The 12,984-nt window shown below is 67.4% G+C and carries 8 protein-coding genes and 2 pseudogenes; 5 read left to right on the top strand and 5 right to left on the bottom strand.

Annotated features, from left to right (window positions below; genetic code table 11):
* Positions 1-129: 129 nt before the first annotated feature.
* The 3 genes and pseudogenes from N4G47_RS19720 to N4G47_RS19710 all read left to right on the top strand — a co-directional run bounded on the left by N4G47_RS19720 (position 130) and on the right by N4G47_RS19710 (position 5,412).
* Positions 130-2,802 carry a polysaccharide deacetylase family protein gene (locus N4G47_RS19720; protein ID WP_475289705.1) on the top strand — a complete coding sequence of 891 codons (2,673 nt, stop codon included), beginning with the start codon at positions 130-132 and terminating at the stop codon, positions 2,800-2,802.
* Positions 2,803-2,805: 3 nt separating this feature from the next.
* A complete protein-coding gene (mnmE, locus tag N4G47_RS19715) occupies positions 2,806-4,155 on the top strand; it encodes a tRNA uridine-5-carboxymethylaminomethyl(34) synthesis GTPase MnmE (protein ID WP_475289704.1) in 1,350 nt (449 codons plus the stop codon).
* Positions 4,156-4,309: 154 nt separating this feature from the next.
* Positions 4,310-5,412, top strand: a pseudogene (locus tag N4G47_RS19710) (glycerophosphodiester phosphodiesterase).
* A 67-nt stretch (positions 5,413-5,479) separates the two neighbouring features.
* On the opposite strand, the pseudogene N4G47_RS19705 reads toward N4G47_RS19710, so the two are convergent.
* Positions 5,480-6,249 (bottom strand): annotated as a pseudogene (locus tag N4G47_RS19705) (rhomboid family intramembrane serine protease).
* Positions 6,250-6,355: 106 nt separating this feature from the next.
* Positions 6,356-7,318, bottom strand: coding sequence for a TerC family protein (locus tag N4G47_RS19700; protein ID WP_107231304.1), 963 nt, complete (start codon positions 7,316-7,318; stop codon positions 6,356-6,358).
* Between the two features lie 377 nt (positions 7,319-7,695).
* Here N4G47_RS19700 and N4G47_RS19695 point away from each other — a divergent pair, with 377 nt between their 5' ends.
* Both N4G47_RS19695 and N4G47_RS19690 read left to right on the top strand, forming a co-directional pair.
* Positions 7,696-8,868: a class I SAM-dependent rRNA methyltransferase gene (locus tag N4G47_RS19695; protein ID WP_475289703.1), complete on the top strand. Its 1,173-nt coding sequence runs from the start codon at positions 7,696-7,698 to the stop codon at positions 8,866-8,868.
* A 177-nt stretch (positions 8,869-9,045) separates the two neighbouring features.
* On the top strand, positions 9,046-10,287 hold the full coding sequence (locus tag N4G47_RS19690; protein ID WP_475289702.1) for a dipeptidase: 1,242 nt from the start codon (positions 9,046-9,048) through the stop codon (positions 10,285-10,287).
* Between the two features lie 65 nt (positions 10,288-10,352).
* Here the strand turns inward: N4G47_RS19690 and N4G47_RS19685 are convergent, their stop codons facing one another.
* The 3 genes from N4G47_RS19685 to leuE all read right to left on the bottom strand — a co-directional run bounded on the left by N4G47_RS19685 (position 10,353) and on the right by leuE (position 12,984).
* On the bottom strand, positions 10,353-11,780 hold the full coding sequence (locus tag N4G47_RS19685; protein ID WP_475289701.1) for an amino acid permease: 1,428 nt from the start codon (positions 11,778-11,780) through the stop codon (positions 10,353-10,355).
* A gap of 158 nt (positions 11,781-11,938) precedes the next feature.
* Positions 11,939-12,358, bottom strand: coding sequence for a hypothetical protein (locus N4G47_RS19680; protein WP_475289700.1), 420 nt, complete (start codon positions 12,356-12,358; stop codon positions 11,939-11,941).
* Positions 12,355-12,984 (bottom strand): leucine efflux protein LeuE, encoded by a 630-nt coding sequence (gene leuE, locus N4G47_RS19675; RefSeq protein WP_107231299.1) that lies wholly within the window; start codon positions 12,982-12,984, stop codon positions 12,355-12,357. The genes N4G47_RS19680 and leuE overlap by 4 nt, the downstream gene beginning before the upstream one ends.

Below are 12,984 nucleotides of genomic sequence, written 5' to 3'. Positions count from 1 at the left end.
CTGGCAGTAGAGCAGTCGACCAAGGTCGACTCTACCGCCCCGGTCGATGAGAAGCCCGCCGCAAGGCGGGCTTTTCGCATGCGGCGCTAGAATTCCCCACACACCGTTCCCCCAACCCTCGGTTCCGCCATGCCGCGCACGTCGTCGTTCCGCCTGTTCCTGCCCTCGCTGTTGCTCACCCTGGTCGTTGCCGGCTGTGGCGACAAGGACGCGAAGGCGCCGGCGAGCGCGGTGACCCAGCCCAGCGCGCAGGCCGCCGCCGCCGCCGATCCGGCCGCGGCGCCGCTGCTGGCCGCGCTGCAGAAGCAGCTCGATGGCTACCGCCGCATCGTGGTGCTGCTGGCCGACGAAGAGCAGCAGAGCGCCGCCGACCGTGGCACCTCCACGCGTATCGGCCAGCAGTTGTTCCACGATGGCCTGGAGCAGCGCAGCGCCATCGCCGCGCAGTTCGACAACCTGCTGCGCAGTGGCAGTCCGCAGCGCTTCGCCACCCTGGGCACGGTGCTGGACTACATCGAATCGGCGCCGGAACTGTTCGACGCCGACCGCCTGGCGTTCCGCGAAGTGCTGCGTGACCTGCATGACCGTGTCGGTGCCGATTCCTCGCTGCCGGCGGTGAAGCTGCACCAGCGCATCGGCGAGGATCTGGACGCGCTGGACGAGATCGAACGCAACTACAACCAGGAGCTGACCCGCATCTTCAGCCGCTTCGAGCGCACCCGCGCCATTGAGCTGAAGCGCGAGAAGTGGGAGGACTACATCGCCCACCTGCACAAGGATTACAGCCGCGAAGCGATCCTGCGCGACTACGGCGTGATCGAGCCGTACCCGATGTCGATGAAGGACAGCGACCGCGAGATCTTCGGCCGCGACCTGCCGGCCAAGACCGTGGTGCTGACTTTCGACGACGGTCCGCACAAGGCCTACACCGATGAAGTCGTGGCCATTCTCAAGCGCTACGACGTGCCGGGTGTGTTCTTCGAAGTGGGCCGTAACCTGGGCACGGTCGAGAGCGACGGCAAGGTCAGCCTCGGGCCGATGGCGAAGATCAGCCGCAACCTGATGGAGGAGGGCTACGCGGTCGGCAACCACAGCCTGACCCACGCCCAGCTCTCGCGCACCACCGGCGACGCGCTGCGCCAGCAGGTGCTGGACACCGACACGCTGCTGAAGGATGTCGACAGCAAGCGCGCGCCGCTGTTCCGCTTCCCCTATGGCGCGCGCAACGCCGAAGGCCTGCAGCTGCTCAACGAAGCCGGCCTGAAATCGATCATGTGGAACATCGACTCGATGGACTGGGCCGATCCGGTGCCGGAATCGATCGTGCAGCGCGTGCTCGACCAGGTGAACAAGGAACAGCGCGGCATCATCCTGTTCCACGACATCCACGACCGTGCAGTGAAGGCGCTGCCGCAGATCCTCGACCGGCTGATTGCCGACGGTTACCAGTTTGCCGGCTGGAACGGTCGCGATTTCACCGTGGCGCGCGCGCGCAAGGGTGATGCCGGTGCCGCCACCGTCACCACCGGCTACGAGAAATCATGGGCGATCGTGGTCGGCATCGACAGCTACGCCAAGTGGCCGAAGCTGGAATACGCCAGCCACGATGCGCAGGCGGTGGCCGATACGCTCACCGGGCAGTTCGGTTTCCCGTCCTCGCAGGTGATCGTGCTGAAGAACGAGCAGGCCACCCGCAACAACATCCTGGCCGCCTTCCACGACCGACTGGCCGATGACCGCACCGGCAAGAACGACCGCGTGTTCGTGTTCTTCGCCGGCCACGGCGCCACCCGCCAGCTCGCCTCCGGCCGCGACCTCGGCTACATCATCCCGGTGGATTCGGACCCGAAGGAATTCGCCACCGACGCCATCGCGATGACCGACATCCAGAACATCGCCGAAAGCCTGCAGGCCAAGCACGTGATGTTCGTGATGGATGCCTGCTACAGCGGCCTGGGCCTGACCCGTGGCGGGCCGTCGTCGTCGTCGTTCCTGCGCGAGAACGCACGCCGCAGCGCGCGGCAGATGCTGACCGCCGGCGGTGCCGACCAGCAGGTGGCCGACGCCGGGCCCAATGGCCATTCGGTGTTCACCTGGGTGCTGCTGCAGGCGCTGGCCGGCAAGGGCGACCTCAACGGCGATGGCCTGATCACCGGTACCGAGCTGGCCGCCTACGTGGCGCCGGCGGTGTCGGCGGTTTCGCACCAGACCCCGGCGTTCGGCAGCCTGCCCGGTTCGCAGGGCGGCGAGTTCGTGTTCCAGGTGCCGGACAGCCAGGAGTTCCTCAACGCCGATACGCGCCAGCTGACCGCCGATGCGATCGCGCTGAACAACAAGGTCGAGGCTGCCAGCGAAGCCAAGGGCAGCCAGGCACCGGTCACCGTGGCCGACCTGCAGGGCGGCAAGGCCAAGCTGGTGGTGCCCACCGCCGGCCCGGCGTCGGACCGCCAGCGCGCGCAGCAGGCCAATGACCGTGGCCTGCAGCTGTACCGCGAAAAGCAGTACGACGAAGCGGCGGCGCAGTTCACCGAAGCGCTGAAGCTGCGCCCGGACTTCGCCCAGGCAGCGAACAATCTCGGCTTCGTGTACTACCGTCAGCAGCGCTACGCCGAAGCCGCGCGCTGGCTGGAGAACACGCTGAAGATCGATCCCTCGCGCGCGGTCGCCCATCTCAACCTGGGCGATGCGTACTTCAATGCTGGCGACAAGGCCAAGGCGAAGCAGGCCTACACCACCTATCTGGCGCTGCAGCCGCAGGGCAGTGGTGCCGCGCAGGCGCGCGCACAGCTGGAGAAGCTCTGAGCCATGAATGATCTGACCCGTACCGAGACCATCGTCGCCATTGCCAGCGCCCCGGGCGCCGGCGGCGTCGGCCTGCTGCGCCTGTCCGGGCCGCGTGCTGCCGCCATCGCCAACGCACTGGGGGCACCTGCACTGCGCCCGCGTCACGCGCACTATGCGCGCCTGCGCGATGCCGATGGCGAGGTGATCGACGACGGCATCGTGCTGTGGTTCCCGGCACCGAACAGCTTCACCGGCGAGGAAGTGGTGGAACTGCAGGGCCACGGCAGCCCGGTGCTGCTGCAGCAGCTGGTCGCGCGCTGCATCGCGCTGGGCGCCCGCCAGGCACGGCCAGGCGAGTTCAGCGAACGCGCGTTCCTCAATGGCAAGCTCGACCTGGCCCAGGCCGAGGCCATCGCCGACCTGATCGCCGCGGGCGACAACCGCGCCGCGCGCGCTGCACGCCGTTCGCTGGATGGCGTGTTCTCGCGCCGTATCGAGGCAGTGGTCGAACAACTGGTGTTGCTGCGCATCCACGTGGAAGCGGCCATCGACTTCGCCGACGAACCACTGGATACCCTCGGTGGTGCGCAGGTGCGGCGCGGGCTGGAACAGGCGCGCAGCGATCTGGCGCTGCTGCGTCGTGATGCCGAGCGCGGCCGCCGCCTGCGCGATGGCCTGCATGCGGTGCTGATCGGCCCGCCCAATGCCGGCAAGAGCTCACTGCTGAACGCACTGGCCGGCAGCGAGCGTGCCATCGTCACCGACATCGCCGGCACCACCCGCGACACCCTGCGCGAGACCATCCGTCTGGACGGGTTGGAGCTGACCCTGGTCGATACTGCCGGCCTGCGCGACGGCGGCGACGCCATCGAACGCGAAGGCATGCGCCGCGCCCATGTGGAAATCGAGCGCACCGACCTGGCGCTGATCGTGCTGGACGCGCGCGATCCGTCTGCGGGTGAAGCCGCACTGGGCGATGCCGTGGCGGCGGTGCCGCACAAGGTCTACATCCACAACAAGTCGGATCTGCTGGATGCGTCGCCGACGCTGGATGACCCGGACCGCGTGTTCGTCTCGGCCGCTACCGGTGCCGGCCTGGAAGACCTGCACGCGCGCCTGCGTTCGATTGCCTCTGCCGGGGCAGGCGAGCAGGTGGATGGCGAGTTCTCCGCGCGTACCCGCCACGTCGACGCGATCGAGCGCGCGCAGGAGCATGCGCGGCGCGCCGATGGCGAGCTGGTGCACGAGCACCTGGAACTGGCCGCCGAGGAACTGCGGCTGGCGCATGACGCGCTGGGCGAGATCACCGGGCAGATGAGTGCCGATGACCTGCTGGGGCGGATTTTCTCCAGCTTCTGCATCGGCAAATAGCCCCTGGCTCTGGTAGATGCCAACCTTGGTTGGCATGCGGCCCCGGCAACAGGTTGGGGTCGGAGCCCCTGCGGGGATCCGACCCCGTGCTTCCCCACCTGTCACATTGCCGCCGCATACTGACGACCATCACATACCGCTTGGGGAAGTCGCAGTGAAGTCGTGGGGTTGTGCGTTGCTGTTGTCGCTGGCCGTGGCACCATCGGTGGCCATGAGTGCTGAATCCTCCACCCCGTCCTCCAAGGCGTCGGTCTATGGGCACCGCGGTGCCAGTGCGCTGCTGCCCGAGCACACCCTGGCCGCGTACGCGCAGGCGATTGCCGATGGCGCCGACTACATCGAACCGGACCTGGTGATGACCAAGGACGGGGTGATGGTGGCCCGCCACGAGAACGAGATCGGCGGCACCACCGACATCGCCTCGCATCCGGAGTTCGCCAACCGCCGCACCCGCAAAGTCATCGATGGGCAGCAGGTCGAGGGCTGGTTCACCGAAGACTTCACCCTGGCCGAGCTGAAGACCCTGTACGCGCGCGAACGCCTGCCGGAGCTGCGCAGCACCGCCTACGACGGCCAGTTCCGCATCGCCAGCCTGGATGAGATCCTGGCCTTCCTGGTGCAGCAGGCCGGCCGCGCCAACCGCGGCATCGGCCTGGTGCCGGAGATCAAGCACCCGACCTACTTCCAGTCCATCGGCCTGCCGATGGAAGACGCGCTGTTGGCCGCGCTGCGCGGCAACGCATATACCAACGTCGGCCCGGTCACGATCCAGTCGTTCGAGACCGCCAACCTGCGCTACCTGCGCGGCAAGATCGGGCGCGGCAGCAACATCCGCCTGCTGCAGCTGATGTGGAAGGGCGATACCCAGCCGGCCGACATCGCCAAGGCTGGCGGCACGCTGACCTACGCGCAGATGATGACCCCGGCTGGCCTGAAGGACATCGCCACCTATGCCGATGGCATTGGGCCCGAGCTGCGTTCGATCATTCCGCTTGATGCCCGGGGGCGCTGGGGGCGCCGACCTCGCTGGTAGGTGATGCGCACGCCGCCGGCCTGATGGTGATCCCGTACACGTTCCGCCCGGAGAACCACTTCCAGGCCAGCAACCTGCGCAAGGGCGCCGACAGCGCGCGCAATGCGGAAGGGTCGATCGCCGAGATGCGCGCCTACCTGGCCACCGGCATCGATGCTTTCTTCACCGATGACCCGGCGCTGGGCCGGCAGGCGGTGGATGGGATGGGCGCGGCGGGGAATTGATTGCGGTAGTGCCGGCCGCTGGCCGGCATCCGGCGGTTGCCGGCCAGCGGCCGGCACCACCGTTGCTTCAACCGCGCGGCTCGTCCGGGCGGCGGAACGGAATCACCACGTAGTCCTGGCCCTCGCGCGGCTGCCACAACACCGGCACACGCTGCGGTGACGGTGGCTCCAGCTCGTCGTCGGCCAATGGCTCGATCGATTCTTCTTCATCTTCCCAGCTGTAGCGCTGGCGCGGCGGTAGCGGGTCGGCGTTGCGGAACAGCAGCGCGGCGATGATGCCAGCGAAGGCGCCGCCCATATGCGACTGCCAGGACACGCCATCGGCGTGCGGCAGGATGGTCATCAGCATGCCGCCGTAGAACAGCATGCCGATCAGGCCGGTGGCGATGGCCGCGCGGTCGCGGCGCAGCAGGCCCAGGCTGGCCAGCAGGAACATCAGGCCGTGGGTCACGCCACTGGCGCCCAGGTGCACGCTGCCGGGGTTGCCCAGCATCCACGCGCCGAGGCCCGAACCCAGCCATAGCAGGGGCAGGGCGCGCACGGTGGCCTTCGGGTAGACGCTGCCGGCCAGGGTGCCCAGGATCAGGATCGCGATGCTGTTGGCCGCGATGTGCTCGACCGAGGCATGCAGCAGCGGGCCTCCGATCAGGCCGAGCAGGCCCTTGGCTTCCAGCGGCGCCACCGCCCAGGGGCGCCAGTCGAACGTGCCCTGCAGGGCGAACACGACCACCAGCACCAGCACGGCGGCCAGGCTGACGTTGAACGCCCGCAGGATGCGCGAGCGGTCATTGCGGGGGCCGGCGCGTCGCCGGCGGGCAGGGGCGCGTTGTTGTCCATACCTCAGCAATGGCGGTGACTGGCGCGAAACCAAGGCCACCGCAGCGGGAGAGTGGGTGCGGCCGACGGGACAATCCCGCCGGCCGCGCCGTTCAGCCGGTCAGACTCAGGCGTGGCCTGAGCCTTCCTTCGGCGGGTACTTCAGGCTCAGCACCACGGTGGCGGCGATGATCACCGCGACCACGCCCAGCGACACCGGGGTCGGGATCTTGAACAGGTCGATGATCATCATCTTGATGCCGATGAAGCCCAGCACCAGCGCCAGACCGTACGGCAGCAGGTGGAAGCGGTCGGCCATGCCGGCCAGCAGGAAGAACATCGCACGCAGGCCCAGCACCGCGAACACGTTGGAGGTGAGCACGATGAACGGGTCGGTGGTGATTGCGAAGATCGCCGGGATGCTGTCCACCGCGAAGATCACGTCGGTGACCGCGATCAGGATCAGCACCGCGAACAGCGGGGTGAACCAGCGCACGCCATCGCGCATCACACTCAGTGCGTTGCCTTCATAGTTCGGCAGCAGGCGCAGGTGCTTGCGCATCCAGCGCAGGGCCGGGTTGCTCTCGAGGTCAGGCTCCTGGCCGGCGGCGAACCACATCTTCCAGCCGGTGAACAGCAGGAACGCGCCGAACACGTAGAGCAGCCAATGGAACTGGCTGATCAGCACGCTGCCGGCGAAGATCATGATCGTACGCAGCACGATCGCACCCAGGATGCCGATGATCAGCACCTTCTGGCGCTGCTCCTCCGGCACCGCGAAGTAGCTCATGATCATCAGGAAGACAAAGATGTTGTCCACCGCCAGCGCCTTCTCGACCAGGTAACCGGTCAGGAATTCGAGGCCGACTTTGTTGGCCACCACCTGGCCGGCGGTCTCATTGAGGTAGTACCAGAGGCCGGCGTTGAACAGCAGGGCCAGCGCGACCCAGCCGATGGACCACCACAGGGCCTCCTTGAAGGTGACCTTGTGCGGTCCACCATGGCGCATCAACACGAGGTCGACCAGCAGGGCGATGACCACCACCGCTGCGAAGCCGCCCCACAACCACACGTTACCGATCGTCTGCATTGGGAATGTCCGTTGGAAAGATGAATGCCAAGCCGGACGGCGAGGATCTGCAACGGAGGATCGGGAGGGGATCCAGGGACAGAGCTTCGCCAGTACGGCGAAGGTCTCGCTCGCAGTTCCAATGGCTGGAACTGCCGTTGCACCGGAGCCTGCGGGCTCGAATTGACGGCGACAACGTCTGGGAGCTACTCCCCTTCTGGCGCCGATTCTGCCGTCTGCCCGCGCCGCCGTCAAATGGGGAGGCCAGGGGTCGGATCCCCAACGGGGCTCCAACCCCGTCCCGCGCTCCCGCTCTGGTAGATGCCAACCTTGGTTGGCATGCCGGCCCGGGTCAGAGCCCCGTTGGGGATCCGACCCCGGCGGCCGGTTTACAATAGGTGGATGAATACCCCCTTCCGATTGTCCGCCTCAAGAACGCGTGGCGTTCCAGCCACCCGTGGATCTTCCAGAAACTGGTCGAGAAGCCGACCGTCCGGCCCAAGCCCGGTTCCATCGTCGACGTGGTCGGCATCGAGGGCGAGTTCATCGGCCGCGGGTTCTACAACGGGCATTCGCGCATTGCCGTGCGCATCCTTGAAACCGACCAGCACGTGCCGGTCGATGCCGGCTGGTTCTCGCGCAAGATCGCCCAGGCGGTGTCGCTGCGCCGTGAGGTGCTCAAGCTCGACGCGGTGTCCGACGCCTGGCGCGTGGTGCACAGCGAAGGCGACGGCCTGTCCGGCCTGGTGGTTGACCGTTACGGCGACCTGGTGGTGGTCGAATTCTTCGCCGCCGGCATGTTCCGCCACCGCGAGTGGATCTACGACGCCCTGCGCGAACAGTTCCCGGGCTGCCGTTTCCACAGCTTCGCCGACGAACATGTGCAGAAGCAGGAAAGCTTCGACTTCCACGGCAACACCACCACCGAAGCGTCGGTGATCACCGAGTACGGCATCAAGTTCCGCGCCGACCCGGCCGGCGCGCACAAGACCGGCTTCTTCGCCGACCAGCGCGAGAACCGGCAGTGGCTGAGCCAGCAGGTGGAAGGCAAGAGCGTGCTGGACCTGTGCTGCAACACCGGTGGTTTTGCGGTGTACGCGGCCGCGCGCGGTGCTTCGGACGTGGTCGGCATCGATATCGATGAAGACGTCATCCAGATCGCCAAGGGCAATTCGCGCCTGAACAACGTGCGCCCGAAGTTCGTCCAGTCCGACATCTTCCCGTGGCTGCGCGACGCCGCCAACCGCGGTGAGCAGTACGACGTGGTGATCCTGGACCCGGCGAAGATGACCCGCGACCGCGACCAGGTGATCACCGCGCTGAAGAAGTACCTGGACATGAACAAGCTGGCGCTCGGCGTGGTCAAGCCCGGTGGCCTGTTCGCCACGTTCTCCTGCACCGGCCTAGTGGCCGAGGACCAGTTCCTGGACATGCTGCGTCGGGCGGCGTACTTCTCCGGCCGCACGATCCAGATCCTGAAGGTGGCCGGCGCCGGTCCGGACCACCCGTTCATGGCCCATGTGCAGGAATCGCGCTACCTGAAGGCCGTGTTCTGCCGCGTGGTCGATTGACGGTCGGCTTCTGCGTTCGCCGGGCATGAATCATCTCCACTGCCCGGCGGTGAGCTTTCCGCGCATTGCGATGCGATCGTGAAAGTGGCGCCCCATTGATGAGGGGCGCGGCTCGGCTCTACAAAAGCGAGTGCTGCAGCGCTATGGTCGGGCTCTTCCCAAAGCCGGTAAGAGCCCATGCCTTCGTTGCGCCGTCTGTCCGTCGTGCTTGCCCTGGCGCTGTGCGCGCCGCTGTCGGCCCATGCCATCGAGTTCAGCGCGCAGGAACTGGCGCGAGCCAAGACACTGCAGCAGCGCCTGGTCACCCTCGACAGCCATCTGGATACGCCGGCCAATTTCGGCCGCAGCGGCTTTGACATCGAACAGCGCCACGACCGCAACGCGCTGTCGCAGGTGGATTACCCGCGCATGGTCGAAGGCGCGCTGGACGGCGGCTTCTGGGCGATCTACACCGACCAGGGCGACCGCAGCGCCGCTGCACATCTGGCCGAACGTGACCACGGCCTGCAGCGGTTGATGCAGATCCGCGAAATGCTGGCGGCCAATCCCGAGCGTTTCGCGCTGGCGTTGAACGCCGATGACGCGGCGCGGATCAAGGCGGCCGGCAAGCGCGTGGTCTACATCAGCATGGAAAACGCCAGCCCGCTGGTGGCCGACCCGAGCCTGCTCTCGTTCTACCACCGCGCCGGCCTGCGCCTGCTCAGCACCGTGCACTTCGCCAACAACGAGTTCGCCGATTCGGCCACCGACCCCAAGGGTGCGGAATGGAAAGGCCTGAGCCCGGCCGGCAAGGAGCTGGTCCGGCAGGCGGTGAAGCTGGGCATCGTGATCGATCAGTCACATGCCTCGGACGCGGTGTTCGATGACCTGCTGGCGATGATGCCGGTGCCGTTCGTGCTCTCGCACAGCTCGGCCAAGGCGGTCTACGACCACCCGCGCAACCTCGATGACACGCGCCTGCGCAAGCTGGCCAAGGCCGGTGGCGTGATCCAGGTCAATGCCTACGGCGGTTACTTGATCGACACCGCCAAGACGCCCGAGCGCAAGCAGGCCGAGGAAGCGCTGAGCAAGCAGTTGGGCGGCTGGGAAGGGATGGGCATCGAGCAGGGTGTCGCGCTGCTCAAGGCCGAGCAGGCGCTGGACCACGAGCACCCGGTGCGCCACGCCAGCCTGGACGACTTCTTCGCCCACTTCGAGCACATCCTCAAGGTGGTCGGCCCCGAACACGTGGGCATCGGCCTGGACTGGGACGGCGGCGGTGGCCTGAGCGATCTGCCTGATGTCAGCCAGCTGCCGAAGATCACCGCCTGGCTGCTGCGCAAGGGCTACACCGAGCAGCAGATTGCCGGCATCTGGGGCGGCAACCTGCTGCGGGTGATGCGCCAGGCGCAGGACTACGCGGCAACGCAGGGCGGCTGACCGCCCTGCGATAGTGCCGGCCGCTGGCCGGCATCCGGTTGCCGGCCAGCGGCCGGCACTACCGGTTATTTTGCGATCAGCGCGTGGCGGCGGCTGTACAGGAAGTACAGCACCAGGCCGACCACGTTCCACAGCAGGAAGTACAGCTGGGTGCTGTGCGGCAGGCTGATGAACAGGTAGATGCAGCCCAGCGCGGCCAGCGGGCCGACCACGAAGGCCAGCGGCGTGCGGAAGGTACGCTCGCGGTTCGGCTCGCGCAGGCGCAGCACCACCAGGCAGATGCCCACCGCGGTGAACGCGGCCAGGGTACCGGCGTTGGCCAGCGCGGCGATTTCGTCCAGGCGCGCCACACCGGCCAGCGCCGACACCACCACTGCGGTGAACAGCGTGGTCGCCACCGGCGTGCCGGTGCGTGCGTTGACCTTGGACAGGCCACGCGGCAGCAGGCCGTCGCGGCTCATCACGAAGAAGATGCGGCTCTGGCCGTACAGGAAGGCCAGCAGCACCGTCGGCAGCGCGATGATCGCGATCACGCCGATCACCATCGCCGCGGTCGGATGGCCCAGCTGGCGCATGATCAGGGCCAGCGGCTCGGCGCTGTGGCCGAACACGGCGTAGCTCATCGCACCCACAGCGGCCAGCGCCACCAGCACGTAGACGATGGTGCAGCCGATCATCGAACCGATGATGCCGATCGACAGGTCGCGGCCCGGGTTCTTGGTTTCCTCGGCGGCGGTCGAAATCGCATCGAAGCCGTAGAAGGCGAAGAAGATGATCGCCGCCGCCGCCATCACGCCGTGCTCGACGCCATCAGGGCCGATCGACTTGGCGAAGCCATAGGGCATGAACGGCTGCAGGTTGGCGCTGTCGAACGCGGGCAGGGCCACGGCCACGAAGATCGCCAGCGCGATCAGCTTGAACACCACCAGGATGGCGTTGAGCGTGGCGCTTTCCTTGGTGCCAGCCATCAGCATGCCGGCCACCAGCCAGGTGATGACGATCGCGGGCAGGTTGATCATGCCGCCTTCCACGTGCGGGCCGGCTGCAAGCCAGGCCGGCAGGTGCACGTTCCAGCCGAACTGGGTGTGCACCCATTCGAGGAAGCCGACGAAGTAGCCCGACCAGCCCACGGCCACCGTACTCACCACCAGCGAGTACTCCAGGATCAGGCTCCAGCCCACCACCCAGGCGAACACCTCGCCCAGCGCGCTGTAGCTGTAGGTATAGGCACTGCCGGCAGCCGGCATCATCGTTGACAGCTCGGCGTAGGACAGCGCCGCGCAGGCGCAGACCGCGCCGGCGATGGCAAAGGAGATCAGCACCGCCGGGCCGGCCAGGTTGGCACCGACGCCGATCAGCGTGTAGATGCCGGTACCGACGATGGCACCGATGCCCAGTGCGATCAGGTGCGGCCAGCTGAGCGTGGGAACCAGGCGCCTGCCGGCTTCATGGACGGTGACGGAATCTAGGGACTTGCGCCGGAGCAGGGACATGCAGGCCTCGGAAGGGGTGACTGAGAACGACAAGTCCCCGAGTGTGACCGAACGCAGCGCAGCATTGCCACTGACGGGGGTCATGCCCGACCCGTCGCGCGCTGTACCGCGAGCAGTCTGCCGGAATCGGCATAAAGGGCCGTCGGCCCGGTGGCGCGCTATCGGGCGCTTGGCCAGTGGCAGCCGTGTTCCTGCCAGGCCTCGGGGGCAGCGTGGAAGGCGGTGGTGCGACCGTCGCGGGCGCGTTCGTAGCTCAACTCCAGCACCAGCGCGCCCTGGGTGCTCAACCGGTAGCGGCCGTTGAGGCGCCCGTCGATGCGCTCTTCCCACACGCTGTCGAACTGGTAGGGGCGATCTTCGGCCAGCACCGTGGTCTCCATCGAAACCCGGCGCAGCGTCAGGCGCTCATGCTGGCCGGCGTAGCGCACGTCGGCGCCGCCGTCATCCAGCCAGCGCCATTCCAGATGGATGCGGTCCTCGCGACCGCCGCTCAGGCAGCGATGGTCCTGCATGGTGGCGGCCGCCGCAGTACCAGCCGTCAACAGCAACGCGCAGACCACGGCCGGCCAGGCCTTCACCCGTTCAACCCCAGGCGGATGCCGAAGCCGACCAGGAACAGGCCGGCCACGCGGCGCAGCGCATCGCTGATGCGTGGATGCTGGATCAACCGGCGGCGGGCCAGGTTGCCCACCCCGATCAGCATCGAGCAGTACGCGATGCTGACCACCAGGATGATGCCGGCCAGCGCGCCGAAGGTGGCGATGCCCTGGTGTGCCTTGGGATCGATGAACAACGGCAGGAACGCCATGTAGAACAGGATCGCCTTGGGGTTGAGCAGGCTGACCAGGATCGCCTGCTGGAAATAGCGGCCGGGCTGCATGCGGATGGGACCGGCGTCACCGCCCTCGTGCTTCGGGGTCCGCAGCAGGCTGATGCCGACCCAGACCAGGTAGGCCGCGCCCAGGTACTGCACGGCATGGAACACCAGCGGATTGGCCTTCAGCAGTGCCGCCACGCCGGCCAGGGCCAGCCACATCAGGATCTGGTCGCCGACCAGCAGGCCGGCCAGCGCGGTGTAGCCGCCACGCACGCCGCCACGGCCGGTGGCGGTCAGCAGGGTGAACGTGCCGGGGCCGGGCAGGGCGAGAAACACCAGCACGGCGACCAGAAACGTCCACAGGTCCTGGATGCCCATCCACGGCAT

Source organism: Stenotrophomonas sp. GSD10 (assembly GCF_056172695.1).
The sequence above is the reverse complement of the archived record's forward strand: the minus strand, read 5'-3'. Positions and strand labels throughout refer to the sequence as shown.